The organism is Caulobacter rhizosphaerae (genome assembly GCF_010977555.1).
GTDB lineage: Bacteria > Pseudomonadota > Alphaproteobacteria > Caulobacterales > Caulobacteraceae > Caulobacter > Caulobacter rhizosphaerae.
The window spans coordinates 3487054-3512652 of sequence record NZ_CP048815.1 but is presented as its reverse complement, the minus strand read 5'-3'; the positions used below and the strand labels follow the sequence as shown (position 1 = coordinate 3512652).

Below are 25599 nucleotides of genomic sequence, written 5' to 3'. Positions count from 1 at the left end.
CCTTGCGGAAGATCGCCGCCATGGTGCGGGTGATGGCGCTGGACCTGTGGCGCGACCGCGGCGCGTTGCTGATGACCTTCCTGCTGCCGCCGCTGGTGTTCCTGATCTTCGCCTCGGTGTTCGCCGGGACGACGGGCGACGACATCCAGCTGAAGCTGGCCGTGGCCGACACGGCCCGTACGCCGGACTCGGGCCGGCTGGCGGCGGCGCTGGTCCGCTCGCCCGAGGTCCGCGCCGAGCTCGCCCCGACGGCGGCCGAGGTGCGGCGACGGGTCAAGGCCGGCCAGGCCGACGCCGGCCTGGTGATCCGCGCCGATCCGGCCTCGGCCGACAAGCCGTTCCTGATCATCGCCGACGCCAGCCGGGCGGTCGCCGCGCCCCTGGCCCAGGCCCGGGTGCAGCAGGTGCTGGCCGACGCCCTGCCGGACGTCACCCTGCGCCGCACGATCACCCAGCTGGAGCCCGCCCTGGGCGGCTTCACCGACGAGCAGGTCGAGAACGCCGACAGCGCCGCGGCCCTGATGCGCCAGGACCCGACCCACGACGACGGCGGCTTCTTCGAGCGTGAGGCGGTCAAGGACGCCAAGGTCGGCGGCGGAGTGATCGCCTACTATGCCGGGGCGGTGATGATCCTGTTCGCGCTGTTCTCGGCCATGCAGGGCGCGCTGGGCCTGATGGACGAACAGAGCACGGGCGTGGCCGACCGCCTGCTGGCGGGAACGGCGGGCATGGGACCGGTGGTCAGCGGCAAGTTCCTGTTCCTGGTCGGGCAGGGGACGGTCCAGGCGCTGCTGATCTTCGCCACCGCCCAGATCGTCTACGGCGTGGCGGCGGTCCAGCACGCGGCCCTGTGGCTGCCGACCACCCTGGCGGCCAGCGCCTGCGCGGCGGGCGTGGCCCTGGGGCTGGTGTCGGTGTGCCGCACGCGCGAGCAGGCCCAGATGCTGTCCACCTTCGTGATCCTGGTCCTGGCGGCGATTGGCGGCAGCATGGTGCCGCGCTTCCTGATGCCGCCGTGGCTGCAGGCGGTGGGCTGGGCGACCCCGCACGCCTGGGCCATCGAGGCCTATCAGGCGATCCTCTGGCGCGACGGCGGGGTCGGGGCGGTGTATAAGGCCTGGTGCGTGCTGACCGCCGCCGGCCTGGCTGGCCTGGTGCTGGCGCACGTGTTGGCGCGCCGGATTCGGCGATAGACGGGACGACGATGGCGACCTTTGGTCTGCACCTGGCCCTGTTCCTGGCGGCCTTGGCCTTCATGGAGGGCTTCGCCTGGGTCATGCACCGCTACGTGATGCACGGCTGGTTGTGGGCCTGGCACCGCTCGCACCACGAGCCGCGCACCGGCCTGTTCGAGCTCAACGACCTGTTCGCGGTGGTGTTCGCCGTTCCGGCTATCGTGGCGATCTATTTCGGCGTCCACGGGGTTTCGTGGCTGCTGCCGATCGGGCTGGGGATCACCGCCTATGGCGCGATCTATTTCGTGTTCCACGACGGCATGGTGCACCAAAGGTTCAAGGCGCCCCTGGGCCGGTCACGCTACTGGAAGCAGCTGATCCAGGCCCACCGGATCCACCACGCGGTGCACACCAAGCATGGCGCGGTGTCGTTCGGCTTCCTGCTGGCGCGGCCGGTGCGGGAGCTGAAGGCGAAGCTTCGGGAGCGGGACGCCGACGGCGCGCTTCCGTAGACCATCAACCGTCGGCGGTTTCGGGGAGGGAACCATGACCGAGACAGTGACCAGAACCCCTTGGCATCTCTGGCTGGTGGGCGTCATCGCCGTGCTGTTCAACGCCATCGGCGTCTTCGACTTCGTGATGAGCATGACGCAGGGCGCGGCCTATATGGCGAGCGCGGGCATGACGCCGGAGCAGATCGGCCACTACGAGCACCTGCCCGCCTGGATGACCATCGACTGGGCCGTCGGCGTGTTCGGCGCCTTGGCCGGCTCGGTGCTGATCCTGCTGCGCCACCGACTGGCCTGGCCGGTGTTGGCCGTGTCGCTGGCGGCGTTCCTGCTCAGCGTGGCCTACACCTATCTGCTGACGGACGGGGGCAGGATCATGGGCCCGCAGATGGGGATCATGAGCGCGGTCATCGCGGGGCTGCTGGCGGTCTTCACGGGATACGCATGGTGGATGACGCGGCGCGGGGTGCTGCGGTAGGGCGCTGAGCGGCCAGCACTTGCCCCCTACGGGTCGCTTCGCGACCGTCTTCCCCCGGAGGGGGAAGAGCGCTCCGCGAAGGCTCCGCCCCCTCTGGGGGCGGATAGACCGCGAAGCGGTCAGGTGGGGGCAAGTGGATTGCGCCTGAACGTTAGATCCGCGACCACATCGCCGGTCGCTCCGGCGCTTGGCCCCAGCGGTCCAGCGTCGCCGAGCGCAGCGCCATGACACCGCCTTCCAGCGCCCGCCAGGCCTTCATCCGGCCGCTGACCACGACGCGTTCGTCCCAGGCGCTGGGGCCGGCCTTCACGACGTCCAGCCCGATCTGCCGATAGACCCCGCGCGCCGCGCCGATCGCCCAGGCGCAGCGGATCGGCAGGTCCCGCAACCCCCAGCGGGCCGAGGCGTAGTAGGGCTCCGCGGCGTCGACCAACCTCTTGGCCAGCACCGCCACGGCGCTGCGGTGGGTCGGATCGGCCACGGCGTCTTTGGGCACGCCCAGCTCGGCCAGCCAGTCGCCGGGCACATAGACCCGGCCGTTGCGCGCGTCCTCGACGATGTCGCGGGCGATGTTGGTCAGCTGGAAGGCCAGGCCCAGGTCCTGGGCGCGGCGCAGGGTGGACAGGGCGTCGGGCTTTACGCCCATGACCAGGGCCATCATCGTCCCGACCACCCCGGCCACGCCCCAGCAGTATTCCAGAAGCTCGTCCAGGTTGGCGTAGCGCCGACCGGTCACGTCCATGGCGAAGCCGTCGATCATGTCCAGGGCGTAGCGCTCGGGGATGCCGCGCCGCAGGGCCACGGTCTGAAAGGCGGCGAACACCGGGTCAGTCGGGGTTTCGCCGGCCATGGCCGCGCGGGTCTGGGCGTACAGCGCCTCCAGCCGGGCCGGGGCGTCGGCCACCGGGCTCATGCCGTGGCCCAGGGTCTGGCCGTCGATCACGTCGTCGCAATGGCGGCACCAGGCGTACAGCATCTCGGCGTCGGCCCGGGTCTGGGCGTCGAACAAGGCGGCGGCGGCGGCGAAGCTCTTGCTGCCCTTCTGGATCGCCTCGCGGCTTTGCTGCTCGAGGTCGCTCATGCGGGCCGGTAGTCGTCGATCATCAGCCCCGCCGTCGCCTTGGCCGAGCCGACCACGCCGGGGATGCCGGCGCCCGGGTGTGTTCCGGCCCCGACGAAATAGAGGTTGGGGATCACGTCGTCGCGGTTGTGGGTGCGGAAGAAGGCGCTCTGGGTGAGGATCGGCTCCAGCGAGAAGGCCGCGCCCTTCCAGGCGTTGAGGTCGGTCACGAAGTCGTCCGGGGTGATAAAGCGGCTGGTGACGAGATCGGCGGTAAGGCCCGGGATGTAGTGCTTCTCCAGATAGGCCAGGATCTTGTCGCGGTACCGCGGCCCCTCGACCGACCAGTCGATGTTGGCCGTCTTCAGGTTGGGCACCGGCGACAGGGCGTAGAAGCTGGAGCAGCCCTCCGGCGCCATGGCCGGGTCGCTGGCGGTCGGGTGGTGCAGGTACAGCGAGAAGTCGTCGGCCAGGCCGTCCTTACCGTAAATCTCGCCGATCAGCTCGCGATAGCGATTGCCGAAGCAGATGGTGTGGTGACGGATTTCAGGGTGCGTGGTCTTCAGCCCGAAATAGACCACGAACAGCGACGGGCTCCAGCGCTTAGCCTCCAGCGCCTTGCCGACCTTCTGACCCCGGGGATCGTCGGCCAGAAGATGGCGATAGGTGTGCATGACGTCGGCGTTGGAGGCGACCGTGTCGAAGGCCTCGAACTGGCCGTCGGCGCGGATCACGCCGGTGACGCGGCCAGCCTTCGTGGTGATCTTCTGGATTGGCGCCGACAGGTGGATCGTTCCGCCCAGGTCCTGGAACAATTTGACCAGCGCCCGGATCAGGGCGTGGGTGCCGCCGCGCGGGAACCAGACGCCGCCGCGCCGCTCCAGCGCATGGATCAGGGCGTAGATCGACGAGGTCGCGAACGGGCTGCCGCCGACCAGCAGGCTGTGGAACGACAGCGCCTGGCGCACGTGCTCGTCCTTCACGAAGCCGGCGACCTTGTCATAGACGCTGCGCCAGGCCTGCAGCTTCATCAGGGCCGGGGCGTTGGCCAGCATGGCGCCGAAGTCGAGGAACGGTACGGCGCCCAGCTCGACATAGCCCTTCTGGTACAGCTCCTCGGAATAGGCGTGGAAGCGGCGGTAGCCCTCGACGTCGGCCGGGTTGCGGGCGGCGATCTGGGCGTCCAGCTTCTCCTGGTCGTTGACGTAGTCGAAGACGTCGCCGTCCTCCCAGACCAGGCGATAGAAGGGATCGACCGGCAGCAGCTCGACATAGTCTTCGATCTTGCGGCCGCTTAGCGCGAACAGTTCTTTCAGACAATCGGGATCGGTGATCACCGTCGGGCCGGCGTCGAAGGTGAAGCCCTCGTCGTTCCAGACATAGGCCCGGCCGCCCGGCTTCTCGCGGCCCTCGAACACGGTGACGTCGAAGCCCGAGGACTGCAGGCGGACGGCCAGGGCCAGGCCCCCGAACCCCGCGCCGATGACGGCGGCCTTCGGCTTGGTCTGCGTCATGCGTCTTGTCCTCCGGACACCGAGCGTTCGTCGATGCACTTGATGGCCGCCGAGACCGGCACGGGCGGCTTGCCGATTAGGATCCGCGCCTTGTCCCACCGGGTCAGCCGCGCGGCGTAGAAGCGTTGGATAAGCCCGGGCGACAGGCGGTAGAAGCGCTCCAGCACCTTGTAGCGGTCCTGCGGCGCACAGGCCCGGAACAGCATGCGGTTCAACAGCCGCAGGAAGCGCCTTTGCCGCCAGACGGTCTTGGACCGGGCCTCGACGCAGGCGCGGACGCTGGCGCTGGTGACGCGCGGCAGGGCGGCCACGGCCTCGGCCAGGCGGGCGGCGTCGGGCAGGGAATAGCCGGTGGTCGGCTGGAACAGGACCGCGCGCAGGCCCACCTCGGCGAGCTGGGGCGGAGCCTCGCGCCAGTAGGCCTCGATGTCCCCGCCCAGGGCGATGGGAAGGATCCCATCCTCCTCGCGCTCGACCTCGGCGATGGTCCAGCCTTGAGCTTCGGCATAGGCGGCGATGGCGCGGCGCAGGGCGGGCCGGTCCAGGGCCGGGCCGTCGCTGTAGCGGGTGTCCTCGATCAGCAGGCGGATGTCGTCCAGCGGCAGGACGTAGACGAAGCGGTAGCCGTCCTCCTGGGAGACCGTGGCGTCCATGATGATCGGCCGGGTCAGGCCGTGGGGGGCGGTCAGCCGCACCCCTTGGCCGACGAACTTCTGGTAGCCCAGGGCCAGGCTGGGGCTTCGGCGCGGGCCGCGCCCGTCGATCACCGCCCCGGCCGCGATGGTCCGGCCGTCGGCCAGGGTCACCTGGTGCGGATTGACGTCCGCCACGGTGGCCGACAGCCAGGCGTCGGCGCCCAGGGCCGCGCCGACCACCTGGTGCAGGCGCTCGGAGGTGATGGCCAGGTAGTCGGTCGGCAGCTGTCGCTGGTGGCCAGGAAAGCGAACCTCGTAGCCCGACCAGCGATGGACGATCAGCGGCCGCAGCCAGCCGGCCTCGACCGCGTCGACGTCGGTGGCGAAGTGGCACCAGGTGTGCTCGCCGCCCAGGGTCGGGCCCTGTTCCAGCAGGATCACGCGCAGCCGCGGCCGCAGGCTCTTCAGCCGCAGGGCGATCAGGCCGTTGGCCAGACCGCCGCCCACCAGGACGACGTCGGCGCGTTGGGTCGGAGGCGCGGAGACCATCGCTCGGCTCTAGCATGATTGGGCGAAGCTCAAGCGACTTCCTGTGCGTTGCGGCGGATATTGCGCGGCGCGAGGGTAGGGGCTAGGCAACGCCAAACAGGAGACGGCGATGTCGCAAGCCAGAATCATCGACGGCAAGGCCTTCGCCGCCCAACTGCGCGAGCAGGTCGCCGCCGAGGTCGCCAGGCTGAAGGCCGAGCACGACCTGACGCCGGGTCTGGCGGTGGTGCTGGTCGGCGAGGATCCCGCCAGCCAGGTCTATGTGCGCAGCAAGGGCGAGCAGACCCTGGCCGCCGGCATGCATTCGGAGACCCACCGCCTGCCGGCCGAGACCTCGCAGGCCGAGCTGCTGTCGCTGGTCGAGCGGCTGAACGACGATCCGGCCATCCACGGCGTGCTGGTGCAGTTCCCGGTGCCGGACCATATGAGCCAGGCGGCCATCGTCGCGGCGATCTCGCCCGACAAGGACGTCGACGGCCTGACCGTGACCAACGCGGGCCGCCTGGCCAGCGGCCTGCCGGCCCTGACCGCCTGCACGCCGGCCGGCTGCATGGTGCTGCTCAGGGACGTGGTCGGCGACTTGCGCGGCAAGCGCGCGGTGGTGGTCGGGCGTTCGAACCTGATGGGCAAGCCGATGGCCCAGCTGCTGCTGGCCGCCGACTGCACCGTGACCATCGCCCACTCGCGCACCCAGGACCTGGCCGCGGTCTGCCGCGAGGCCGACATCCTGGTGGCCGCCGTCGGCCGGCCGCAGATGGTCAAGGGTGACTGGATCAAGCCGGGCGCGACCGTCATCGACGTCGGCATCAATCGCATCCCCAAGGAGGACGGCAAGACCCGCCTGGTCGGGGATGTCGACTTCGAGGCGGCCAAGGGGGTGGCCGGAGCCATCACCCCCGTTCCGGGCGGGGTGGGGCCGATGACCATCGCCATGCTGCTGGCCAACACCGTCAGCGCCGCCAAGCGGCTGAACGGGATCGCGGGGTAGCGGGCCTCTCCGGACGCGGCCCTCCGCCGCGAGTTATGGCGCAAAGAAAAAAGCCCCGGCGCGGACCAGGGCTTTTCAGATCTTCAATGCAGGGGGCGGCCGATCAGCCGGCCAGATATTCCGCCACGCGGCCTTCCAGCTCTGCGGCCAGGACCTTGCCCACCGGGTGGGTGTCGACCTTGATCTCGTCGCGCACGCAGGCCTTGATGGCGTCGATGTGGGCGTCGACCAGGAACATCGGGGCGGAGAGACGCGTCGCCGGATCGTCGATCAGCTTGCACAGCGAGCCGGCCAGTCGGGTGATCAGCGGGAATTCGTAGGTGGCTCCCAGGCCTTTCAGGTCATGGGCGCGCAGGTAGAGGGTCTCGACGGTCTCGGGGGTCAGGCCCTGGGCGCGAACCTCCTGGCGGGCGGCCTCCAGCTTGACGATCTCGTCGTCCAGCCACTGGGCGAAGTTGCCCGACAGGCTCTTGAGGGCGGCCTCGGCCTTGGCGATCGCCGCCATGTCGATCCCGCCTCGTCCGCCAACCTTGAGCTTGAGCATGTTCGGCACCTGAATCACTTCCGCGGCGGACTTGTTGGTCACGGACGCTTCTCCCTGGGCATCGGTCTGGAATATAGGATCAAGGCGTTAACATTAGATGAGACGCCCGTTTTAATCAGACCAATGGGCGGGTGGCGCCCTGACCAATAGTGCTCCGTGTTGTCAGGCCGAGAACTGCTCCGTCAGAACCCGCTCTTCTAGGCTTCGACCTGCGTCGAAGAGCATGGAAAGGCTGGCGCTGCTGTCCTCGGCGATGTGAACCTCGACGACGTCGCGAACCTCGAAATTGTCGGCCACGGCGCTTACCGGTCTTTTATCGCACTCAAGCACCTCGAACGTCACCCTGGCGGTCTGCGGCAAAAGCGCGCCACGCCAGCGGCGAGGGCGGAAGGCGCTGATCGGGGTGAGGGCCAGGACCTGGGCGCCGATCGGAATGATCGGACCGTGGGCCGACAGGTTGTAGGCCGTCGACCCGGCGGGGGTGGCCAGCAGGGCGCCGTCGCAGACCAACTCGCCCATCCGCACCTTGCCGTCGATGCTGATGCGCAGCTTGGCGGTCTGCCGGGTCTGGCGCAGCAGCGACACCTCGTTGATGGCCAGGGCCCGGTGCTGCTTGCGGTTGGCGTCGATGGCGACCATGGCCAGCGGGTGGATGACGGCCCGTTCCGCGACGTTGATCCGCTCCAGCAGGTCGTCCTCGCTGTATTCGTTCATCAGGAAGCCGACCGAGCCACGGTTCATGCCATAGATCGGGGTCTGGCGTTGCAGGGTGTCATGCAGGGTCTCCAGCATGAATCCATCGCCGCCCAGGGCCACGATCACCTGGGCGTTCTCCTCGCCTGCGTCACCGTAGCGCACCGCCAGCCGTTCGCGCGCCTCCTGCGCCTCGGGGCGGTCACTGGCCTTGAAGGTCAGGCGAGTCACGAAGGGCAGGGGCTGGAACATGCCGCCAAGAGGCTGGATCGGGGCGGGGTTGTCAAACCTGGGTTCACGCCGCGCTGACGGCCCGGCGGAACGCCATGGCCGCGATGTCGGGGGCGAAGGGGCCGAAGGCGCCGCTGGCCTTGCGGGCGGCTTCGGCGCCGCCGCCGGGACGGCCGCCGTTCAGTTCGCGCACATGGGCCAGGATGGTCGGGAAGACGCTGCGGTCGATCCCCACCGCCGAGCAGGCCAGGGCCAGCAGCTCGGGACGGTCGCTGTCGACCGCTCGCCGCACCTGGCGCACGTCGAAGCGGCCCAGGCGGGCCAGGGCGAACAGGAACAGCGGCAGGCGGCGTTCGCGCAGCACCCGCAGCAGGTAGCCGGGCCGCAGCTGGCCGGCGGCGTCCAGTTTCTCGACCAGGGCCGCCTCCATCTCCTCGCGGTCCTCGGCCTGTTCGACGCCCGGCCGGCTGTCGACGACCTCGGCCCCGGAATGGGCGCCGCGCAGAGCGGCCTCGACGGCCTTGGCCATCCGGTCGGGGTCCAGCTGGAAGCGCGCCGTGAGAGTGTCGCGCAGGGCGCGGCCTACCCACAGGTAAAGCTGCTCGGCCAGGTCGCCGGAGAGATTGGGATGCCGGGCCAGGGGCGAGCGCAGGGCGACCACGTCGCGGGCCTTGTCGACCAGCTGGCGCAGGCCTTCGGGCGAGATCTGGGCGGTCGGGTTGGAGGCCAGGGCGGTCAGCACGGCCGACTCGTCCTTGGCCAGGATCGCCTCAACCACCGCCGGCGACAGCTGCGGGCGGCGGGCGATCTCGATCTGGTGCTCCAGCGTGGCCTGGACCAGCAGTCGGATCAGGTCATGGTCCTGCAGGATCGGGCTGCGGGCGATGACCGGCCGGGCGATCTCGATCTCGTCCAGGGCCAGGATGTTGATCAGGGCCGGCGGGGCCCAGGCGGCGTCGGCCAGGCTCTGGGCCAGCCGGGCGCGGATGTCGCGCTCGGCCTCGACCACCAGCGTCATGAAGATCGAGTCGAGCAGGATCTGGACCTCGGGCGCGGTCGGGCGGCCCTCGGCCTGGCCGGCGTCGCACATCTCCACGATGCCGACGAGCAGGCGCTCGCGATCGGCCGGCTCGCGGCTGCGAGCCAGGGACAGGAGCTGCGCGGTCTGGGCGGAAGGGCTCACCAGCCTCCTCGAAATCCGAGCTTAACCAAGAGGGACCTTGGCGGCGTCAGATGAAAACATGCTTAAACAAGGGAATCCACGCATGGACGACAACAAGCGTCGCGATGCCGCGGAAGAAAGATCGCCAGGGAGACGCTGACGCATGGGCCAACCTCTGATCCTCGCGCTCGATCAGGGCACCACCAGCACCCGGGCCATCCTGTTCCAGGCCGACGGCAAGCCGGTGTGCGACGCTAGCCGACCGCTGCGCCAGAGCTATCCGCGCGACGGCTGGGTCGAGCACGACGCCGACGAGATCTACGCCGCCTGCGTGGGCGTGCTGCGCGACACGGTCGAAAAGTGCGACCGCGACAGCGCCGACATCGTCGCCCTGGGGATCACCAACCAGCGCGAGACCGTGGTGGTCTGGGACAAGGCCACCGGCCGGCCGATCCATCCGGCCATCGTCTGGCAGGACCGGCGCACCGCCGAGGTCTGCGACCGGCTGCGCGACGAAGGCCACGAGCCGGCGGTCACCGCCGCCACCGGCCTGCTGCTGGACCCCTATTTCTCGGGCACCAAGATCGCCTGGATCCTCGACAAGGTCCCGGGCGCGCGCCGCCGGGCCGAGGCGGGCGAGCTGCTGTGCGGCACGATCGACAGTTGGGTCATTTGGAGGCTGACGGGAAAAGAGGCGCACGTCACCGACGCCACCAACGCCTCGCGCACCCTGCTGTTCGACATCCAGGCCCAGGACTGGTCGGATGAGATGCTGGCCCTGTTCGATGTGCCGCGCGCCCTGCTGCCGGCGGTGCTGGACTGCGCCGCCGACTACGGCCGGGTGACGCCGGACATCCTGGGCCGGCCCCTGCCGATCCGCGGCGTGGCCGGCGACCAGCAGGCGGCGCTGATGGGGCAGGGCTGCATCCATCCGGGTGAGATGAAGGTCACCTACGGCACCGGCGGCTTCATGCTGGTCAATACCGGCGAGACCCGGCCGCATTCGGCGTCGCGACTGCTGACCACTGTGGCGGCGCGGGTCGGCGGGCGGACGACCTATGCCCTGGAGGGCTCGATCTTCGTGGCCGGGGCGGCGATCCAGTGGCTGAACGAGGGGCTGGGCGTGACGGGCGGACCGCGCGGGGCCGAGGCCCTGGCCCGCACGGCGCGCGGCGACCACGGGGTGGTGGTGGTGCCCGCCTTCACCGGCCTGGGCGCGCCGTGGTGGGACGCCGAGGCGCGCGGCGCGGTGTTCGGCCTGACCCGTGACGCCGGCCTGGCCGAGATCGCCCAGGCCACCTTCGACTCCTGCGTCTTCCAGGGCCGCGACCTGATCGAGGCCATGCGGGCCGACGCTCCTTCGGCCTTCGAAGACGCGGCCCTGCGCATCGACGGCGGCATGGCCAAGAGCGCCTGGTTCAGCCAGCGCCTGGCCGACCTGACCGGCCTGCCCGTGCACCGGGCCAGCTACCAGGAGACCACCGCCCTGGGCGCGGCTCTGTTCGCCGGGGTGGGGGCGGGGGTCTACGGCTCGGTCGAGGACGCGGTGAAGGCGCGGCCGGAGGCGGAGGTGCTGACGCCGGCGTTCGACACGGTGACCCGCGAGGCCGCCTACGCCCGCTGGCTGGATGCGTTGCCGCGGGTGCGTTCGTGAGCGAGGCGTCCGCCATGACCTATCCGATCGTCGGCCAGATCCACCGGCTTTCGTCCAAGCTCGACGCCGTCGTCGCGCCGGACGCCGAGATCCAGCAGCTGGCCGACGGCTTCATCTGGGCTGAAGGCCCGGTCTGGGTGCGCGACGGCGGTTACCTGGTGTTCTCCGACGTGCCGGGCAACGTCATGTACCGCTGGAGCGCGGCGGACGGCGTCAGCGAGGTCCTGAACCCCTCGGGCTATGACGGCCCGCCCACCGACGCCTTCGCCGAGCCGGGCCAGAACGGCATGGCGCTGGACGCGACGGGTCATCTGCTGGCTTGCGACCACGGCAACCGCGCCCTGGCCAGGATCGACCTGAAGACGCGCGAAAAGACCTTCGTAATCGACCGTTGGCAGGGCAAGCGGTTCAACAGCCCCAACGACCTGGCGGTGGCGAAGACGGGGGCGATCTATTTCACCGATCCCACCTACGGCCTGAAGGGCCGCAACGCCTCGCCGCTGCGCGAGCTGGACTTCAACGGCGTCTATCGCCTGCGCCCGGACGGAACTTTGGACCTGCTGGACGCCGAACTGAGCTTCCCGAACGGGATCGCCCTGTCGCCCGACCAGAGCCGGCTCTATGTTTCGGTCTCGGATCCCGACGATCCCAAGCTGGTGGTCTACGACCTGGGGGCGGACGGCCTGCCCACGTCAAAGGCCTTGTTCTTCGACGCCATGCCGCTGCGGGCGGCCGGCGGCCCGGGCCTACCGGACGGCCTGTGCCTGGACACCGAGGGCCGGCTCTACGCCACCGGCCCAGGCGGGGTGCTGGTGCTGACGTCGCAGGCCGAGTTGATCGGGGTGATCGAGACGGGCACGGCCATCGCCAACTGCGCGTTCGGCGAGGACGGCCGCACCCTGTTCCTCGCTTCGAACCACACCCTGGCGCGGGTGCGGCTGAAGACGACCGGGCTGGTCTGGTGAGGTCAGGTCGCCAGCAGGGCGATGATCGCCAGGCACAGCGACGCGGCGGCGGCCAGGTCCAGCAGCAGCCGCCAGCCGCTGGCGCGGACCCAGGTCATGGCGCGGGCATGCTGGTCGGCGTTGAAATCGCCGGCCTTCTCGAACGCTATCGCGCGCGGAATGAAATAGGCGAACGACCAGGCCCGCATCGCCACGTGGGCGACCAGGGCCGCCAGCAGCCACCGGCGCGCATCGGGACGGGTCCAGGCGCTCCACAGCGCCGCGCCCAGCAGGGCCTCGAAGGCGAAGTGCGCCGGCATCCAGAACCGTTTGCGATTGATGCCGCCTCGGCTGGGCTGGACCAGCGCGGGATTGTCGGGCCACAACCGGTCGATCAGCGTGGTCTCGTAGACGCCGCCGCCCAGGCTGCCGGCGACCAGGATCAAGGCGGCGAAGGCCGTGGCGACGGCGATGTCCATTGGTCGATTCCTCCGAAGATGGTATCTTAGTTTCAGAATATCTTAGTGAGTAAGATAATATGGCGGAGACGTCAACGGGTTGCGAGGACGGTCGCCGGGCCTTGCTGTGGCGACTGCAGGCGGCGATGCGGGAAGCCAGCGCGCAAGGCGTGCTGATCAGCCAGACGATCGCCGACCGGGCCGGGCTGAACGCCAGCGACCTGGAGTGCCTGGACCTGATGCAGTTGCAGGGCCCTCGCACCGCGGGCGAACTGGCCAGGGCCACGGGCCTGACCAGCGGCGCGATCACCGGGCTGATCGATCGGCTGGAACGCGCCGGCTACGTGGCGCGCGAAAGCGATCCCGCCGATCGCCGCCGCGTGGTGGTGCGGGTGAGGCCCGACAGCCTGACCGCCCTGAACGCGCTGTACGCTCCGCTGCAGGCCGCCAGCGAGGACTTGAACGCCCGCTATTCGGACGAGGACCTGGCGCTGATCGCCGCGTTCATGGAGCGCAACATCGCCATGGCGCGCGACTTCATCGCGGGCCTGAAGGCCGCGCCCTAGGCAAGCCGCGCGATGCCCTAAGGATTGGCGTCCAGATAGGCCTTCACCCGCTCAAATAACGCCTCGAACATCGGCGTGGTCAGCCGCCCGGTGTTCGTGTTCAGCCGCGAGCAGTGGTAGCTGTTGAACACCCGGTAGGGCCCGGCCTGGAACTCGGTGCCATGGCCGGGCAGGCCGGCCGAGGCCTTCAGGCCCAGGGCCTTGAGCAGGTTGCGGCGCGAGACGTCGCCCAGGGTGACGATGGCCTTCAGGTTAGGAAACATCTCCAGCCGCGCGGTCAGGAACGGCCGGCAGTTGTTCTCCTCCGAGGTCTCGGGCTTGTTGCCGGGCGGGGCGCAGCGGACGGCGTTGGTCACGGCGCTGCCGACCAGCTTCAGGGAGTCGTCGGGCCGGGCCTCGAACTTGCCGGTGGCGAAGCCGTACTTGACCAGGGTGTCGTAGAGCAGGGTCCCCGCATAGTCGCCGGTGAACGGCCGACCGGTGCGGTTGGCGCCCTTGCGGCCGGGCGCCAGGCCCACGACCAGCAGCCGCGCCTCGTGATCGCCGAACGACGGGGCGGGGCCGTTGAACCAGTCCGGATAGAGCGTCTGGTTCTCGCGGCGATAGGCCACCAGCCGCGGGCAGCGCGAGCAGTCGCGCGGCGGTTCGGCGGGCGAGGGCACGACCTCGCCGACGATGTTGGAGGGCTGGCCCATGTTTCAGTCCTCGTCGGCGTCGTCTTGCGGGTCGGCGCCCCGGGCCGGGTCGGTGACGAAGCGGGGCAGGCTGCTGGAGCGCTGCGGGCGACCGATGATATTGCCCAGGTCGGCCAGGTCCACGAAGTTGTCAGCTTGGCGGCGCAGGTCGTCGCTGGTCATCGGCGGCTGGCTCTTCATCGTCGAAACCACGGTGACACGGCGGCCCTTGCGCTGCACGGCCGCGACCAGGGACCGGAAGTCGCCGTCGCCCGAGAACAGCACCAGGTGGTCGACGGTCTGGGCCATTTCGAGCATATCGACCGCGATCTCGACGTCCATGTCGCCGCGCCACCGCTTGCGGCCCTGGCTGTCGGTGAACTCGCGGGCCGGCTTGGTCACCAGGGTGAAGCCGTTGTAGTCCAGCCAGTCGACCAGCGGCCGGATTGGGGAATACTCCTCGTTCTCGGCGATGGCGGTGTAGTAATAGGCCCGCACCAGCACGCCGCGCTTGCGGAACTCGTCCAGCAGCTTGCGGTAGTCGATGTCGAAGCCCAGCGCCTTGGCGGCGGAGAAGAAATTAGCCCCGTCGATGAACAGCGCCAGGCGCTCGGTCGGGTAAAAGGTCACGTGATCGGAATTCCTTGAAAAATCGATGCGATCAAAACGAGCTCGATCAGGCGGTGGTGGTCGCCCTGGGCTGCAGCCTGCCCGGAGCATACCCGAGTCGCGAGGTCTTGCTCGAAGCGGCCGTCGACGCGCTGGCGTCGGAAGGCCTGGCCGTGACGGGACGGTCCGCCTGGTGGACCTCGGCGGCCTGGCCCGACCCGGCCGCGCCAGCTTATCTCAACGGGGTCGTCCTGGTCGAGACGCGGTTGCCGGCGAGCGAGGTCCTGGAGGCCCTGCATCGCGTGGAGGCTCGCTTCGGCCGGGTCCGAGCGAAGGCCAATGCGCCGCGCACCCTCGACCTGGACCTGATCGCCCACGGCCGGACGGTGCTGGACGGGGTGGTGGTGGTGCCGCATCCAAGGGCCCATGAGCGGCTGTTCGTCATGGGGCCGCTGGCCCAGATCGCGCCCCGCTGGCGCCATCCGGTCTACGGTCGGACGGCGGCGGCGCTGGCGGCCGCCGCCACAGTGGGAATGGACGCCAAGCCGGCGGCGTAGCGGGACACGCGGTCCACATTGCCAAACTTTAATTCGCCGCTTGGCCAAGGCGGCTGGATAGTCCGCGCCAAAATCGTGCTGAGCGCCGCCGCGCTCGCGCTCCTTGGGACCTCCTGCATGACCCTGACCCGCCGCCTGCTCGCCTGCGCCGCCGCCTGTGCGCTGCTGGCCTCCGCGCCCGCCTTCGCCGCCGACCTGAAGAGCGGGGTCGACAAGTCGGCCTTCGACACGGCGACCAAGCCCGGCGACGACTTCTGGACCTACGCCAACGGCGCGGCGATCAAGGCCAACCCGATCCCTGCCGACCGCAGCAGCTACGGCGTCGGCGCTATCCTGGTCGAGCAGGCCGCCAAGCGCACCGTCGACCTGATCCAGGCCGCGGCCAAGGACGGCGGCTCGCCCGACGCCAAGAAGGTCGGCGACTACTACGCCAGCTACATGGACGAAGCCGCCATCGAGAAGGCCGGGCTGGCGTCGATGCAGGCGGGCTTGGCGCGGATCGCGGCGATCAAGAGCCGCACCGACCTCGCCACCGTGCTGGGCGGCAACGTCCGCGCCGACGTCGACGCCCTGAACGCCACCGACTTCTACACTGACAACGTGCTGGGCCTGTGGGCCTCGCCGTCGTTCGACGACACCAGCAAGTACGCGCCGTTCCTGCTGCAGGGCGGGTTGGGCATGCCCGACCGCGAATACTACCTGTCGGACAAGGCGGCGATGAAGACCGTGCGCGACAAGTACCTCGCCCACATCGCCAAGGTCCTGACCCTGGGCGGGATCGCCGACGCCGAGGCCAAGGCCGCGCGGATCATGGCCCTGGAGACGAAGATCGCCCAGGCCTCGGGCAGCCGGGCCGACAGCGCCGACGTCCAGAAGGCCAACAACAGCTGGAGCCAGGCCGACTTTGTCTCGAAGGCGCCTGGCCTTGACTGGAAGACCTTCTTCGCCGCCGCCGGCCTGGCCGACCAGCCGCGTTTCATCGTCTGGCATCCGACCATGGTCGTGGGCCTGGGCAAGGTCGCGGCCGACGAGAGCCTGGACACCTGGAAGGACTACCTGGCCTTCCACTATCTGGACCACTATTCGAACCTGCTGCCCAAGGCCTTCGTCGACGAACGCTTCGCCTTCTACGGCCAGGCCCTGCAGGGCACGCCGCAGCTGTCGGCCCGCTGGAAGCGCGGCGTCAACTCGACCAACGCCGTGCTGGGCGAGGTGGTCGGCAAGCTCTATGTCGAAAAGTACTTCCCGGCCCGGTCCAAGGCCGAGGTGTCGGCCATGGTCGACACCATCAAGGCCGCGTTCGAGCGCCGCATCCAGGGTCTGGACTGGATGGCCCCGGAGACCAAGGCCGAGGCCCGCCGCAAGGTCGAGGTGCTGAAGGTCGGCGTCGGCTATCCCGACAAGTGGCGCGACTATTCGGCCCTGCAGATCGTGCGCGGCGACCCGGTCGGCAACGTCCAGCGCTCGGAGCAGTTCGAGACCGCCTACTGGATCGGGCAGCTGGGCAAGCCGGTCGATCGCGGCCAATGGGTGATGACGCCCCAGACCGTCAACGCCGTGAACCTGCCGATGCTGAACGGGCTGAACTTCCCGGCCGCCATCCTGCAGGCGCCGTACTTCGACGCCGACGCTGACGCGGCGGCCAATTACGGCGGCACCGGCGGCACGATCGGCCACGAGATCAGCCACAGCTTCGACGACCAGGGCGCGCAGTTCGACAGCCAGGGGCGCCTGCGCAACTGGTGGACCCCGACCGACCTGGAGCACTTCCAGAAGGCCGGGGCGGCCCTGGCCGACCAGTTCGACGGCTACAAGCCGTTCCCGGACCTGGCCGTGAACGGCAAGCAGACGTTGAGCGAGAACATCGCCGACGTCGCCGGCCTGGCCGCGGCCCTGGACGCCTACCACGCCTCGCTGGGCGGCAAGCCAGCCCCGGTGATCGACGGCCTGACTGGCGACCAGCGGTTCTTCCTGGCCTACGCCCAGTCCTGGCGCGGCTACAGCCGTCCGGAGGCCGAGCGCCAGCAACTGGTCACCGACGGCCATGCCCCCGACCAGTACCGAGCCGACACCGTGCGTAATCTCGACGCCTGGTACGCCGCTTTCGGCATCAAGCCGGGCGACGCCCTGTACCTGCCGCCGGAAAAGCGCGTGAAGGTCTGGTAGGGGAGGCCTTTCATCGTCCCGGGCTCGCGCCCGGGACGTCACGCTCGCCGAGAACCCGCTGATGGCCGCCATCGAGGTCAATCCCGACCACGTCCACGAATTCGTCGACGCCGACGCCTTCCACGACTGGCTCTCGCGTCATCATGACAAGCAGAGCGAGGTCTGGATCAAGATCCACAAGGTCGGCTCAGGCCTGCCCTCGATCACCCCCAAGCAGGCGATCGACGTCGTGTTGTGCTGGGGCTGGATCGACGCGGTGCGCAAGGGCTTCGACGACCAGAGCTTCCTGCAGCGCTACACGCCGCGCGGCCGCAAGAGCGTCTGGAGCCAGATCAATGTCGACAATGTCGCGCGCCTGGTCGCCGAGGGGCGGATGACCCCGCACGGCCTCCGGGAAGTGGAGGCGGCCAAGGCCGACGGGCGCTGGGATCGCGCCTATGGCAGCGGCAAGAGCCTGAAGATCCCCGACGATCTGCAGGCCGCGATCGACGCCAGCCCACAGGCCAAGGCGATGCTGGGCAAGCTCACCGAACAGAACCGCTTCGCCCTGGCCTTCCGCGTGCACAACATGAAGACGGAGGCGGGGCGCAGGAAGAAGATCGAGACCTTCGTCGCGATGCTGGAGCGCGGCGAGACGATCTATCCGCAGAAGAGCCGGTAAGGGAGGGACGACCGCTGGCCGCTCCCAGACCTCGCTCAGGCGACGTCGCGGGACCTCTGGGCGTGAGGATTGGGAAAGATCTCCTCGATCGTCAGGCCGAAGGCGCCCGCGATCCGGAACGCCAGATCGAGCGACGGGTCGTGCCGCTCGGTCTCCAGGGCGTTGATGGCGTAGCGCGACACGCCCACCGCTTGGCTGAGCTGCTCCTGCGTCCAGCCGCGCTCGGCCCGCAGCACCTTCAGGCGGCTCTTCATGCGCGGGTGTCCCGGATCAGCGGGGTCGCGATCCCGAACAGGCCCCAGAATAGCGGATAGATCAGCCAGGCCGGCAGGCGGGGCAGCCCGATGAGTTCCATCACGCTCCAGGCTGTGGCCAGCGCGATTGCGGCGGCGGCCGCGACGACCATTCGCCTCAGCGTCAGGGCGCGGACGAACTCGTCCTGAGCCGCGATCAGCCTGTAGGCGGCGCGGAATTGCAAGGCCACCGTGACGGCGGGGACGAGCGCCAGCGCGATCAGTACGGCGAGCGGCCAACCGGAGGCCCGTCCAACCGTTACGCCCATCACGCACGCCAGGAACAGCATCCACGCGGCGATGGCGCCGAGCGTGTAGCGCCAGTTGGTCGGCCAGGTCGGGTTCATGTTGGGTTCTCCCATCATCGAGTTGTGTTTGCCTAACATTGATCGAGATGTTAGGTCAACCCAACATCCGCCGTGGGGCGGCGCGCGCATGGAAGTCTGGACTTCTCCGGCCAAACCCGGCATAAGCGCCCCCTCGCGAAAGCCGGGACTTTGCCGATGCGGCGTTGTGTAACGCCGCTCAAGACCCTATTTTGCGATAACCAAGGCTCATAGCCCGAGGAATTCATGGCCCGCGTCACCGTCGAAGATTGCGTCGAGAAGGTTCCCAACCGCTTCGCTCTGGTCCTGCTGTCCGCCCACCGGGCGCGCGGCATCTCGGCCGGCGCCTCGCTGCTCGTCGATCGCGACAACGACAAGAACCCCGTCGTCGCCCTGCGCGAGATCGCCGACGACGTGGTCGACCACGAGGGCCTGAAGGAACAGCTGATCACCACGCTGCAGCGCGTGGACGAGCACACCGAAGCCGAGGAAGAGGCCGAAACCCTCGCCCTGCTGGCCGATCCCACCCACATGCAGATGAGCGAACTGGAACTGGTCCGCGCCCTGCAGAGCGACCGCGACGGCGGTCAGGAGGAGCGGTACTGAGCCCCGACGGCGCAGACCCTCTCATTCTCGAAGCGGCGCCCGCCGCCGCTCCGTCCGACCGCGCGCCCGAGATCTCTCCATCTGCTGGAGAGGAATCGGGCGCGTCTTCGTCTCTACCGGCCGCCAACGACGCGACCCCCGCGGCCCCGGCCGCCAAGCCCCGCCAGAAGTTCCTCCGCCAGTACGAGCTGATCGAGCGTGTCCACGCCTACGATCCGACGGCCGACGAAGCCCTGCTGAACCGCGCCTATGTCTACGCCATGCGCATGCATGGCAGCCAGACGCGGGCCAGCGGCGACCCCTACTACGCCCACCCGATCGAGGTGGCCGGCATCCTGACCGAATACCGGCTGGACACCGCCACCATCGTCACGGCCCTGCTGCACGACGTGATCGAGGACACCCCGGTCACCAAGGAAGAGATCGCCAAGCTGTTCGGCGACGAGATCGGCGAGCTGGTCGAGGGCGTCACCAAGCTGTCGAAGCTGGAGCTCCAGGCCGAGCACGCCCGCCAGGCCGAGAACCTGCGCAAGTTCATCCTGGCCATCTCCAAGGACGTTCGCGTCCTGCTGGTCAAGCTGGCCGACCGTCTGCACAACATGCGGACGCTGCATTTCATCAAGAGCCAGGCCAAGCGCGAACGCATCGCTCGCGAGACGCGCGACATCTACGCGCCCCTGGCCCGCAACATCGGCTGCCACCGCATCTGCACCGAGCTCGAGGAACTGTCCTTCGAGCACACCAACCCGGTGGCCCGCAACGCGATCATCCGCCGGCTGGACACCCTGCGCGCCGAGCAGGGCGGGGCCGTGGCCCTGGTCAGCCAGGAGATCGCCGCCCGCCTGGAATCGTCGGGCCTGCCGGCCCGGGTGTTCGGCCGCGAGAAGTCGCCCTATTCGATCTGGCGCAAGCTGCAGCGCAAGTCGATCGGCTTCTCGCAGATGTCCGACATCTACGCCTTCCGCGTGATCGTCGACAGCGAGGAGGACTGCTACCGGGCCCTCGGAGTGGTGCATCGCGCCTGGTCCAGCGTGCCCGACCGCTTCAAGGACTTCATCTCCACCCCCAAGCGCAACAACTACCGCTCGCTGCACACCACGGTGGTGGGGCCGCGCGGCATGCGCATCGAGATGCAGATCCGCACCGAGGCCATGGACCGGGTCAACGAGGAGGGCGTGGCCGCCCACTTCCGCTACAAGGACGCCTCTTACGGCTTGGACCTGGAAGGCATGGAAGCGGCCGGCGGCCGCGATCCCCTGGCCAACCTGCGCCAGCTGGTCCAGGTGCTGGAGCACGGCGGCGACGCCGAGGAACTGGTCGAGCACGCCAAGCTGGAGATGTTCCTCGACCAGGTGTTCGTGTTCACGCCCAAGGGCAAGCTGGTCAGCCTGCCGCGGGGCGCCATGCCGCTGGACTTCGCCTATGCGGTCCACACCAGCGTCGGCGACACCTGCATCGGGGTGAAGATCAACGGCGAGCTGAAGCCGCTGCGGACCCTGCTCAACAACGGCGACGTGGTCGAGGTGGTGCGGGGCTCAAAGCCCGTGGTGCCGCCGGACTGGCGCTCGCTGACGGTGACCGGCCGCGCAAGATCCGCCATCCGGCGGCATATCCGCCAGACCGAGAAGGAAGAGTTCCTGCGCCTGGGCCGGGCTTCGGTGGAGCAGGTGTTCGAGCGGGCCGGCAAGAAGCTGAAGGACGTGTCGCTGCGCCCGATCCTGGAGCGCTTCGCCCTGGACACCGAGGAAGCCCTGTTCGACGCCGTCGGCCGCGGCCGCGTCTCGCCCAGCCAGGTGCTGGAGACGGCCTTCCCGGGCATGAAGGACACGGACGTCGCCGTAGCCACGGCGCGGCGCAAGATCGAGGGCGGCACGGCCGCGCGGCTCTATGTGCGCGGCGGCGGCCTGACCCCCGGCGTCTCGCTGCACTTCGCCCACTGCTGCAGCCCGGTGCCGGGCGACCGCATCGTCGGCATCCTGCGGGAGGACGGCGAGGGGCTGGACGTTCACACCATCGATTGCCCCAAGCTGGCCGAATACGAGGACCGCGAGGACCTCTGGCGCGACCTGAACTGGACGGCCGAGGCCGAGCGCGAGACGGTGTCCCTGGCCCGCCTGCACGCCACCATCGGCAACGCGCCGGGCGTGCTGGGCCAAGTCTGCACGATCATCGGCGAGGCCGGCGGCAACATCGTCAACCTGCGCATGCACCACCGGCAGAGCGATTTCTTCGACGTCGACATCGACGTCGAGGTGCGCGACGCCAAGCACCTGACCAACATCTCGGCGGCGCTGCGGACGTGCCCGACGGTGGAGACGGTGGACCGGACGCGGGGATAGGGCGGCCGGGGCTTCCCCATCATTCCAACTAGCTCCGTCATCCCGGGCCTTGTGCCCGGGACCCCTTTGTCCGCCGCAAGTGCGGGGGTGTGGCGCGCCAGCGCGCCAAAGCATCTCACCGTCAGCTGAACGAGGGGTTCCGGGCACAAGGCCCGGAATGACGGTTAAAAGGGGAGGTGTGTTGGCCCCTAAGCCCGCACCACCCCGTGCAGCGCCTTCAAGGTCCGCAGCAAACCCGCCGCGTCGCTCAGCGGCAGGCAGCTGGGGCCGTCGCACAGGGCCTTGTCGGGCTCGGGGTGGAACTCCAGGAACACCCCGTCCGCGCCCGCCGCCACGGCGGCCTTGGCGATGATCGGCACGCCCTCGCGGCGGCCGCCGGTCGAGCCGCCGGCGGTGCGCGGGTCGGCGCCGGGCAGCTGGACAGCGTGGGTGGCGTCGATGGTCACCGGCACGCCCAAGCTCTGCATCTGCGCGATGCCCAGCATGTCGACCACCAGGTTGTTGTAGCCGAACGAGGCGCCGCGCTCGCACAGCACGATCTGCAGGTCCGGTGCGGCCTCTCGGGCCTTGTGGACGATGTTCTTGCAATCCCAAGGGGCAATGAACTGGGCCTTCTTGACGTGCAGCCAGCCGCCGGCCGCCGCCGTGGCTCGCGAGGCCGCGACGATCAGGTCGGTCTGGCGGCACAGGAAGGCGGGGATCTGCACCAGGTCGGCGACGGCGGCCACCGGCTCGGCCTGGTCGACCTCGTGAATGTCGGTGGCGATCGGCACGTCCAGCTTGGCCTTGATCTCGGCCAGCATGGCCAGGCCGTCCTTCAGGCCCGGGCCGCGATAGCTGGTGATCGACGAGCGGTTGGCCTTGTCGAAGCTGGCCTTGAACACATAGGGCAGGCCCAGCTCGGCGGTGATCGCCTTCAGCTCGCGCCCGACCTCCAGCGCCAGTTCGACGTTCTCCAGCACGTTCAGGCCGGCGATCACCGCCAGGGGCTGGCCGGCGCCCATCGAAATGTTCCAGCGCTTGAGGGTGACGACGGACATGGCGGGTCTTCCTGGTTGGGTCGGCGGTTGGCGCGAGCTTATGCCTTAAGCGCGGCGACCGCGTCGAGGGTCGCGGCGGTCAGGGGCGAGGGCAGGGCGTCCAGGGCGAACCAGCCCCAGTCGGCCAGGGCCTGCGGCTCCTGGATGGCCGGCTCGCCCACGCAGCCGTCGGCGCGATAGGTCACCGCCACCCAGTGGCTGTCCTCGGCAATCATGTCGGTGACGCACAGCACCGGGCCGGCGACGACGGTGATTCCCAGTTCCTCGAGGATCTCGCGCTCGGCGCAAGCGCGGCCGTTCTCGCCCCAGTCCAGCTTGCCGCCGGGCTGCCCCCAGCAGCCGGCCTCGGGCGGGCGGCGGCGCTGGACCAGCAGGATCCGGCCCTGGGCGTCGAGGATCGCCGCGCCGCAGCCTACGCGGGGGCGGGGAGGGGGGAAGGAATCGTCGGACATGGCTCCTTCCCTACACCGGCCTGCGCGTCGCGCCAGTCCAGGGTCTCGTTGATCTTGGCGAAGGCGGCCGCCACGCGGCTGGTGTCGGCCACGCGGCGGTAGATGCTGGCGTGGCCGGGCTTGCTGGCGCGCCGGGCCAGCAGGTCCAGGTCGTTCGCCTTCTTCAACAGGCTCGCCGAGGTCTCGATCAGATAGTTAGTCATGGGGAGCCACCTTCCAGGGTTGCTCACAGGTCCGCGGTCGCGGATCGGCTGGTCGTCGGGAGGTTTTCGCGCACGCGCCTTACTTCGGCGGGTGGCCGTCGCGACTCACGGGCGGCCTTGAAGCGCTGACCCGGGACGACTCGTGTCCGCCTTACACACGTGGGGACCAAACCATAGCGGCTGAGCGGCGGTATTGTTCCCTCGTGGCGCGAGTTTGCCGTCGCGCGGTTTGTAGACTCGCGCCGCTCCGCCTATATCCCCCTCTCATGACCAACGATGACGTTCTCGACGAATTCCGCGCCGCCGGCGCCCTGCGCGAAGGCCACTTCGTGCTGTCCTCCGGCCTGCACAGCCCCGTCTTCCTGCAGAAGAACCTGGTGTTCATGCGGCCCGAGCGCTGCGCGCGCCTCTGCAAGGCGCTGGCCGAGAAGATCGTGGCCACGGTGGGTCAGCCCGACGTGGCCGTCTCGCCGGCCGTGGGCGGCATCATCCCGGGCTACGAGACCGCCCGCTGGCTGAACGTCGCCTCGATCTATGTCGAGCGCGAGGGCGGCGCCTTCAAGTTCCGCCGCGGCTTCCACCTGGAGCCCGGCCAGAAGGTCGTGATGGTCGAGGACATCGTCACCACCGGCCTGTCGTCGCGCGAGTGCATCGCCGCGATCCAGGCGGCCGGCGGCGACGTGATCGCCGCGGCCTGCATCGTCGACCGCTCGGGCGGCAAGGTCGATGTCGGCGTGCCGCTGGTGTCGTTGTGCAGCCTGGAGGTCCCGGCCTATCCGGCCGACGCCCTGCCGCCGGAACTGGCGGCCGTGCCGATCGAGGATCCGGGCAGCCGGCGCCTGAAGGGCTGATCGGCATGCTGCGGCTCGGCGTCAACATCGACCACGTGGCCACGATCCGCAACGCGCGCGGAGCCAGCTATCCTGAGCCGGTGCGGGCCGCGGAGCTAGCCCTGGCGGCCGGCGCCGACGGCATCACCGCCCACCTGCGCGAGGACCGCCGCCACATCAGCGACGCCGACATCGTCCTGCTGACCGATCTCTGCCTCAAGCGTGGCAAGCCGCTGAACTTCGAGATGGCGGTCACCGACGAGATGGTCGGCATCGCCCTTCAGGCCCGGCCGCACGCCGCCTGCCTGGTGCCCGAGCGTCGCGAGGAGGTCACCACCGAGGGCGGGCTGGACGTGGTGCGCGGCAAGGTCCGTATCGTCGAGGCTGTCGCCCGCCTGCGGACCGTCGGCGCGCGGGTGTCGCTGTTCATCGAGGCCGACCCCGCCCAGATCCGCGCCTCGGCCGAGGCCGGCGCCCAGGTGGTCGAACTGCACACCGGCGCCTATTGCGACGCCGCCCGCGAGGGTCACGCCGACCGCGCCGCCGCCATCCTGCAACGGCTGAAGACCGGGGCGGAACTGGCCGCCAGCCTGGGCCTGGAGGTCCATGCCGGCCACGGCATCGACTACGCCACGGTCAAGCCGATCGCCGCCATCCCGCAGGTCGCCGAGCTGAACATCGGCCATTTTCTCATAGGCGAGGCGATCTTCGTGGGCCTGCCCCAGGCCATGCAGCGCATGCGGGCCCTGATGGACGCCGCCCGCCTGGAGACGGTCGCGTGATCATCGGGATCGGCTCGGACCTGTGCGACATCCGCCGGATCGAGAAGTCCCTCGAACGCTTCGGCGACCGGTTCACGAACAAGGTCTTCACCGAGATCGAGCGCAAGCGGTCCGAGCGCAAGCCCGACCGCGCCTCCAGCTACGCCAAGCGTTTCGCCGCCAAGGAGGCCTGCTCCAAGGCCCTGGGCACCGGCCTGAAACGCGGCGTGCACCTGGCGGGCATGGGGGTGGTCAACCTGCCATCCGGCAAGCCGACCATGGCCCTGACCGGCGGCGCGGCCGAGCGTCTGGCCGCGATGGTTCCCGAGGGCATGACCGCGGTGGTCCACCTGTCGCTCACGGACGACCATCCCTACGCCCAGGCCTTCGTGATCATCGAGGCGGTGCCTGCGACCTAGATAGATCCTCCCCCTGTGGGGGAGGTGTCGGCGCAGCCGACGGAGGGGGGGGAGTGTTTCGTCCCCCGGCAACATCCCCCCACCGGCCTTCGGCCGCCTCCCCCACGGGGGAGGACCTAAAAAGCGCGGCCCCTGCCTTGCACCCAGCATTCCCAAGCGCCGCCTACGGCGCCGTTCTGGGACGGGGAAGCACATGGCCATCTGGAGCGATGCCGACGGCAAGACGGCGCGTGGCAGGCAGCCGAAACCCTGGCAGGCGCGGCCGCTGGCCTGGCTGGTGGTCAGTTGGGGCTTCTTCGCCCTGGTGCTGCTGGCGATCCTCGCCACATTTTGACCCCGGACTCCGGGATCAAGCTGGACCACGCGCCGGTTTGGGGCGCGACGTCGGGCCGCGCACGCCATGAAGGCGAGTTAACGGGCGCCACGCTTGCTCCCGTCGTAAACCCCGTCTAGCTAGGCGCGTCGGGTTCGCCCGCCGTCCATTTCGTCGAGAGCCCTGCAGC

The 25599-nt window shown here is 69.5% G+C and carries 30 protein-coding genes; 16 read left to right on the top strand and 14 right to left on the bottom strand.

The window, feature by feature from the left end:
* Positions 1-2 precede the first annotated feature (2 nt).
* From G3M57_RS16005 to G3M57_RS15995, 3 genes are read left to right on the top strand one after another with little or no spacing between them, the layout of a single operon-like run.
* The gene (locus G3M57_RS16005; RefSeq protein ID WP_230983979.1) at positions 3-1193 is read left to right on the top strand and encodes an ABC transporter permease; all 1191 of its coding nucleotides are present in this window, start codon (positions 3-5) and stop codon (positions 1191-1193) included.
* Positions 1194-1204: 11 nt separating this feature from the next.
* Positions 1205-1687: a sterol desaturase family protein gene (locus G3M57_RS16000; RefSeq protein ID WP_056759784.1), complete on the top strand. Its 483-nt coding sequence runs from the start codon at positions 1205-1207 to the stop codon at positions 1685-1687.
* 34 nt (positions 1688-1721) lie between these two features.
* A complete protein-coding gene (locus tag G3M57_RS15995; RefSeq protein WP_163231698.1) occupies positions 1722-2162 on the top strand; it encodes a hypothetical protein in 441 nt (146 codons plus the stop codon).
* 151 nt (positions 2163-2313) lie between these two features.
* Here the strand turns inward: G3M57_RS15995 and G3M57_RS15990 are convergent, their stop codons facing one another.
* Genes G3M57_RS15990 through crtY form a run of 3 tightly spaced genes read right to left on the bottom strand, consistent with a single transcriptional unit; the run spans position 2314 to position 5920 of the window.
* Positions 2314-3243: a phytoene/squalene synthase family protein gene (locus G3M57_RS15990; protein WP_163231696.1), complete on the bottom strand. Its 930-nt coding sequence runs from the start codon at positions 3241-3243 to the stop codon at positions 2314-2316.
* Positions 3240-4736 carry a phytoene desaturase gene (locus tag G3M57_RS15985; protein ID WP_163231694.1) on the bottom strand — a complete coding sequence of 499 codons (1497 nt, stop codon included), beginning with the start codon at positions 4734-4736 and terminating at the stop codon, positions 3240-3242. Before G3M57_RS15985 ends, G3M57_RS15990 begins: the two co-directional genes overlap by 4 nt.
* Complete coding sequence (gene crtY, locus G3M57_RS15980) at positions 4733-5920, bottom strand: lycopene beta-cyclase CrtY (protein WP_163231692.1); 1188 nt, start codon at positions 5918-5920, stop codon at positions 4733-4735. The genes G3M57_RS15985 and crtY overlap by 4 nt, the downstream gene beginning before the upstream one ends.
* 109 nt (positions 5921-6029) lie before the next feature.
* On the opposite strand from crtY, the gene folD reads away from it, so the two are divergent.
* The gene (gene folD, locus G3M57_RS15975; protein WP_056759769.1) at positions 6030-6908 is read left to right on the top strand and encodes a bifunctional methylenetetrahydrofolate dehydrogenase/methenyltetrahydrofolate cyclohydrolase FolD; all 879 of its coding nucleotides are present in this window, start codon (positions 6030-6032) and stop codon (positions 6906-6908) included.
* A gap of 103 nt (positions 6909-7011) precedes the next feature.
* On the opposite strand, the gene G3M57_RS15970 is transcribed toward folD, so the two are convergent.
* The 3 genes from G3M57_RS15970 to G3M57_RS15960 all read right to left on the bottom strand — a co-directional run bounded on the left by G3M57_RS15970 (position 7012) and on the right by G3M57_RS15960 (position 9529).
* Positions 7012-7494: a hypothetical protein gene (locus G3M57_RS15970; protein ID WP_056759763.1), complete on the bottom strand. Its 483-nt coding sequence runs from the start codon at positions 7492-7494 to the stop codon at positions 7012-7014.
* 120 nt (positions 7495-7614) lie between these two features.
* Positions 7615-8397 carry an NAD kinase gene (locus G3M57_RS15965; protein ID WP_056759760.1) on the bottom strand — a complete coding sequence of 261 codons (783 nt, stop codon included), beginning with the start codon at positions 8395-8397 and terminating at the stop codon, positions 7615-7617.
* Between the two features lie 43 nt (positions 8398-8440).
* On the bottom strand, positions 8441-9529 hold the full coding sequence (locus tag G3M57_RS15960) for a DUF2336 domain-containing protein (protein WP_163233757.1): 1089 nt from the start codon (positions 9527-9529) through the stop codon (positions 8441-8443).
* Positions 9530-9701: 172 nt separating this feature from the next.
* On the opposite strand from G3M57_RS15960, the gene glpK reads away from it, so the two are divergent.
* Both glpK and G3M57_RS15950 read left to right on the top strand, forming a co-directional pair.
* Entirely contained in the window at positions 9702-11192 is a 1491-nt protein-coding gene (gene glpK / locus G3M57_RS15955) for a glycerol kinase GlpK (RefSeq protein ID WP_163231689.1), read from the top strand.
* A 14-nt stretch (positions 11193-11206) separates the two neighbouring features.
* Entirely contained in the window at positions 11207-12157 is a 951-nt protein-coding gene (locus G3M57_RS15950; protein WP_163231687.1) for an SMP-30/gluconolactonase/LRE family protein, read from the top strand.
* Between the two features lie 2 nt (positions 12158-12159).
* On the opposite strand, the gene G3M57_RS15945 is transcribed toward G3M57_RS15950, so the two are convergent.
* Positions 12160-12615: a hypothetical protein gene (locus G3M57_RS15945; protein ID WP_163231685.1), complete on the bottom strand. Its 456-nt coding sequence runs from the start codon at positions 12613-12615 to the stop codon at positions 12160-12162.
* Positions 12616-12674: 59 nt separating this feature from the next.
* Between G3M57_RS15945 and G3M57_RS15940 the strand changes: the two genes are divergently transcribed.
* A complete protein-coding gene (locus tag G3M57_RS15940; protein ID WP_163231683.1) occupies positions 12675-13160 on the top strand; it encodes a MarR family winged helix-turn-helix transcriptional regulator in 486 nt (161 codons plus the stop codon).
* A gap of 17 nt (positions 13161-13177) precedes the next feature.
* On the opposite strand, the gene G3M57_RS15935 is transcribed toward G3M57_RS15940, so the two are convergent.
* Together G3M57_RS15935 and G3M57_RS15930 are read right to left on the bottom strand one after the other, a co-directional pair.
* A complete protein-coding gene (locus G3M57_RS15935; protein WP_163231681.1) occupies positions 13178-13855 on the bottom strand; it encodes a uracil-DNA glycosylase in 678 nt (225 codons plus the stop codon).
* Positions 13856-13858: 3 nt separating this feature from the next.
* Entirely contained in the window at positions 13859-14464 is a 606-nt protein-coding gene (locus tag G3M57_RS15930) for a LabA-like NYN domain-containing protein (protein ID WP_163231679.1), read from the bottom strand.
* 53 nt (positions 14465-14517) lie between these two features.
* On the opposite strand from G3M57_RS15930, the gene folK reads away from it, so the two are divergent.
* The 3 genes from folK to G3M57_RS15915 all read left to right on the top strand — a co-directional run bounded on the left by folK (position 14518) and on the right by G3M57_RS15915 (position 17827).
* Complete coding sequence (folK, locus tag G3M57_RS15925) at positions 14518-15000, top strand: 2-amino-4-hydroxy-6-hydroxymethyldihydropteridine diphosphokinase (RefSeq protein ID WP_230983983.1); 483 nt, start codon at positions 14518-14520, stop codon at positions 14998-15000.
* Between the two features lie 117 nt (positions 15001-15117).
* The gene (locus G3M57_RS15920) at positions 15118-17166 is read left to right on the top strand and encodes a M13 family metallopeptidase (protein WP_163231677.1); all 2049 of its coding nucleotides are present in this window, start codon (positions 15118-15120) and stop codon (positions 17164-17166) included.
* A gap of 61 nt (positions 17167-17227) precedes the next feature.
* Positions 17228-17827, top strand: a complete 600-nt coding sequence (locus G3M57_RS15915) for a YdeI/OmpD-associated family protein (protein WP_056759736.1) — start codon at positions 17228-17230, stop codon at positions 17825-17827.
* A 35-nt stretch (positions 17828-17862) separates the two neighbouring features.
* On the opposite strand, the gene G3M57_RS15910 is transcribed toward G3M57_RS15915, so the two are convergent.
* Together G3M57_RS15910 and G3M57_RS15905 are read right to left on the bottom strand one after the other, a co-directional pair.
* A complete protein-coding gene (locus G3M57_RS15910; protein WP_056759735.1) occupies positions 17863-18081 on the bottom strand; it encodes a helix-turn-helix transcriptional regulator in 219 nt (72 codons plus the stop codon).
* Positions 18078-18467, bottom strand: coding sequence for a hypothetical protein (locus G3M57_RS15905; RefSeq protein ID WP_163231675.1), 390 nt, complete (start codon positions 18465-18467; stop codon positions 18078-18080). The genes G3M57_RS15910 and G3M57_RS15905 overlap by 4 nt, the downstream gene beginning before the upstream one ends.
* A gap of 225 nt (positions 18468-18692) precedes the next feature.
* On the opposite strand from G3M57_RS15905, the gene rpoZ reads away from it, so the two are divergent.
* The gene (gene rpoZ, locus G3M57_RS15900) at positions 18693-19052 is read left to right on the top strand and encodes a DNA-directed RNA polymerase subunit omega (protein ID WP_007671240.1); all 360 of its coding nucleotides are present in this window, start codon (positions 18693-18695) and stop codon (positions 19050-19052) included.
* 71 nt (positions 19053-19123) lie between these two features.
* Positions 19124-21391 carry a RelA/SpoT family protein gene (locus G3M57_RS15895; protein ID WP_373287740.1) on the top strand — a complete coding sequence of 756 codons (2268 nt, stop codon included), beginning with the start codon at positions 19124-19126 and terminating at the stop codon, positions 21389-21391.
* A 188-nt stretch (positions 21392-21579) separates the two neighbouring features.
* Here the strand turns inward: G3M57_RS15895 and kdsA are convergent, their stop codons facing one another.
* The 3 genes from kdsA to G3M57_RS15880 are packed head-to-tail and all read right to left on the bottom strand — an operon-like array spanning position 21580 to position 23086.
* Positions 21580-22431, bottom strand: a complete 852-nt coding sequence (gene kdsA / locus G3M57_RS15890; RefSeq protein WP_163231673.1) for a 3-deoxy-8-phosphooctulonate synthase — start codon at positions 22429-22431, stop codon at positions 21580-21582.
* Between the two features lie 38 nt (positions 22432-22469).
* The gene (locus G3M57_RS15885) at positions 22470-22883 is read right to left on the bottom strand and encodes an NUDIX domain-containing protein (protein WP_056759731.1); all 414 of its coding nucleotides are present in this window, start codon (positions 22881-22883) and stop codon (positions 22470-22472) included.
* Positions 22844-23086 carry a hypothetical protein gene (locus G3M57_RS15880; RefSeq protein ID WP_056759730.1) on the bottom strand — a complete coding sequence of 81 codons (243 nt, stop codon included), beginning with the start codon at positions 23084-23086 and terminating at the stop codon, positions 22844-22846. Before G3M57_RS15880 ends, G3M57_RS15885 begins: the two co-directional genes overlap by 40 nt.
* Positions 23087-23352: 266 nt before the next feature.
* On the opposite strand from G3M57_RS15880, the gene pyrE reads away from it, so the two are divergent.
* The 4 genes from pyrE (at position 23353) to G3M57_RS15860 (ending at position 25430) form a co-directional block, all read left to right on the top strand.
* Entirely contained in the window at positions 23353-23937 is a 585-nt protein-coding gene (gene pyrE / locus G3M57_RS15875; protein WP_056759729.1) for an orotate phosphoribosyltransferase, read from the top strand.
* Between the two features lie 5 nt (positions 23938-23942).
* The gene (locus tag G3M57_RS15870) at positions 23943-24698 is read left to right on the top strand and encodes a pyridoxine 5'-phosphate synthase (protein ID WP_056759728.1); all 756 of its coding nucleotides are present in this window, start codon (positions 23943-23945) and stop codon (positions 24696-24698) included.
* Entirely contained in the window at positions 24695-25096 is a 402-nt protein-coding gene (acpS, locus tag G3M57_RS15865; protein WP_056759726.1) for a holo-ACP synthase, read from the top strand. The genes G3M57_RS15870 and acpS overlap by 4 nt, the downstream gene beginning before the upstream one ends.
* Positions 25097-25289: 193 nt before the next feature.
* Positions 25290-25430 (top strand): hypothetical protein, encoded by a 141-nt coding sequence (locus G3M57_RS15860; protein ID WP_163231671.1) that lies wholly within the window; start codon positions 25290-25292, stop codon positions 25428-25430.
* Positions 25431-25599 lie beyond the last annotated feature (169 nt).

What these genes read in the sequence shown, in the direction of transcription:
- G3M57_RS15935 (WP_163231681.1), bottom strand. Translation starts at nt 13,855, where the DNA reads ATGGGCCAGCCCTCCAACATCGTCGGCGAGGTCGTGCCCTCGCCCGCC.
- G3M57_RS15905 (WP_163231675.1), bottom strand. Translation starts at nt 18,467, where the DNA reads ATGAACCCGACCTGGCCGACCAACTGGCGCTACACGCTCGGCGCCATC.
- G3M57_RS15985 (WP_163231694.1), bottom strand. Translation starts at nt 4,736, where the DNA reads ATGACGCAGACCAAGCCGAAGGCCGCCGTCATCGGCGCGGGGTTCGGG.
- folD (WP_056759769.1), top strand. Translation starts at nt 6,030, where the DNA reads ATGTCGCAAGCCAGAATCATCGACGGCAAGGCCTTCGCCGCCCAACTG.
- G3M57_RS15965 (WP_056759760.1), bottom strand. Translation starts at nt 8,397, where the DNA reads ATGTTCCAGCCCCTGCCCTTCGTGACTCGCCTGACCTTCAAGGCCAGT.
- G3M57_RS15940 (WP_163231683.1), top strand. Translation starts at nt 12,675, where the DNA reads ATGGCGGAGACGTCAACGGGTTGCGAGGACGGTCGCCGGGCCTTGCTG.
- G3M57_RS15880 (WP_056759730.1), bottom strand. Translation starts at nt 23,086, where the DNA reads ATGACTAACTATCTGATCGAGACCTCGGCGAGCCTGTTGAAGAAGGCG.
- G3M57_RS15885 (WP_056759731.1), bottom strand. Translation starts at nt 22,883, where the DNA reads ATGTCCGACGATTCCTTCCCCCCTCCCCGCCCCCGCGTAGGCTGCGGC.
- G3M57_RS15995 (WP_163231698.1), top strand. Translation starts at nt 1,722, where the DNA reads ATGACCGAGACAGTGACCAGAACCCCTTGGCATCTCTGGCTGGTGGGC.
- G3M57_RS15945 (WP_163231685.1), bottom strand. Translation starts at nt 12,615, where the DNA reads ATGGACATCGCCGTCGCCACGGCCTTCGCCGCCTTGATCCTGGTCGCC.
- G3M57_RS16000 (WP_056759784.1), top strand. Translation starts at nt 1,205, where the DNA reads ATGGCGACCTTTGGTCTGCACCTGGCCCTGTTCCTGGCGGCCTTGGCC.
- G3M57_RS15915 (WP_056759736.1), top strand. Translation starts at nt 17,228, where the DNA reads ATGGCCGCCATCGAGGTCAATCCCGACCACGTCCACGAATTCGTCGAC.
- G3M57_RS15910 (WP_056759735.1), bottom strand. Translation starts at nt 18,081, where the DNA reads ATGAAGAGCCGCCTGAAGGTGCTGCGGGCCGAGCGCGGCTGGACGCAG.
- G3M57_RS15870 (WP_056759728.1), top strand. Translation starts at nt 23,943, where the DNA reads ATGCTGCGGCTCGGCGTCAACATCGACCACGTGGCCACGATCCGCAAC.
- crtY (WP_163231692.1), bottom strand. Translation starts at nt 5,920, where the DNA reads ATGGTCTCCGCGCCTCCGACCCAACGCGCCGACGTCGTCCTGGTGGGC.
- G3M57_RS15950 (WP_163231687.1), top strand. Translation starts at nt 11,207, where the DNA reads ATGACCTATCCGATCGTCGGCCAGATCCACCGGCTTTCGTCCAAGCTC.
- G3M57_RS15990 (WP_163231696.1), bottom strand. Translation starts at nt 3,243, where the DNA reads ATGAGCGACCTCGAGCAGCAAAGCCGCGAGGCGATCCAGAAGGGCAGC.
- G3M57_RS15920 (WP_163231677.1), top strand. Translation starts at nt 15,118, where the DNA reads ATGACCCTGACCCGCCGCCTGCTCGCCTGCGCCGCCGCCTGTGCGCTG.
- glpK (WP_163231689.1), top strand. Translation starts at nt 9,702, where the DNA reads ATGGGCCAACCTCTGATCCTCGCGCTCGATCAGGGCACCACCAGCACC.
- rpoZ (WP_007671240.1), top strand. Translation starts at nt 18,693, where the DNA reads ATGGCCCGCGTCACCGTCGAAGATTGCGTCGAGAAGGTTCCCAACCGC.
- kdsA (WP_163231673.1), bottom strand. Translation starts at nt 22,431, where the DNA reads ATGTCCGTCGTCACCCTCAAGCGCTGGAACATTTCGATGGGCGCCGGC.
- G3M57_RS15860 (WP_163231671.1), top strand. Translation starts at nt 25,290, where the DNA reads ATGGCCATCTGGAGCGATGCCGACGGCAAGACGGCGCGTGGCAGGCAG.
- pyrE (WP_056759729.1), top strand. Translation starts at nt 23,353, where the DNA reads ATGACCAACGATGACGTTCTCGACGAATTCCGCGCCGCCGGCGCCCTG.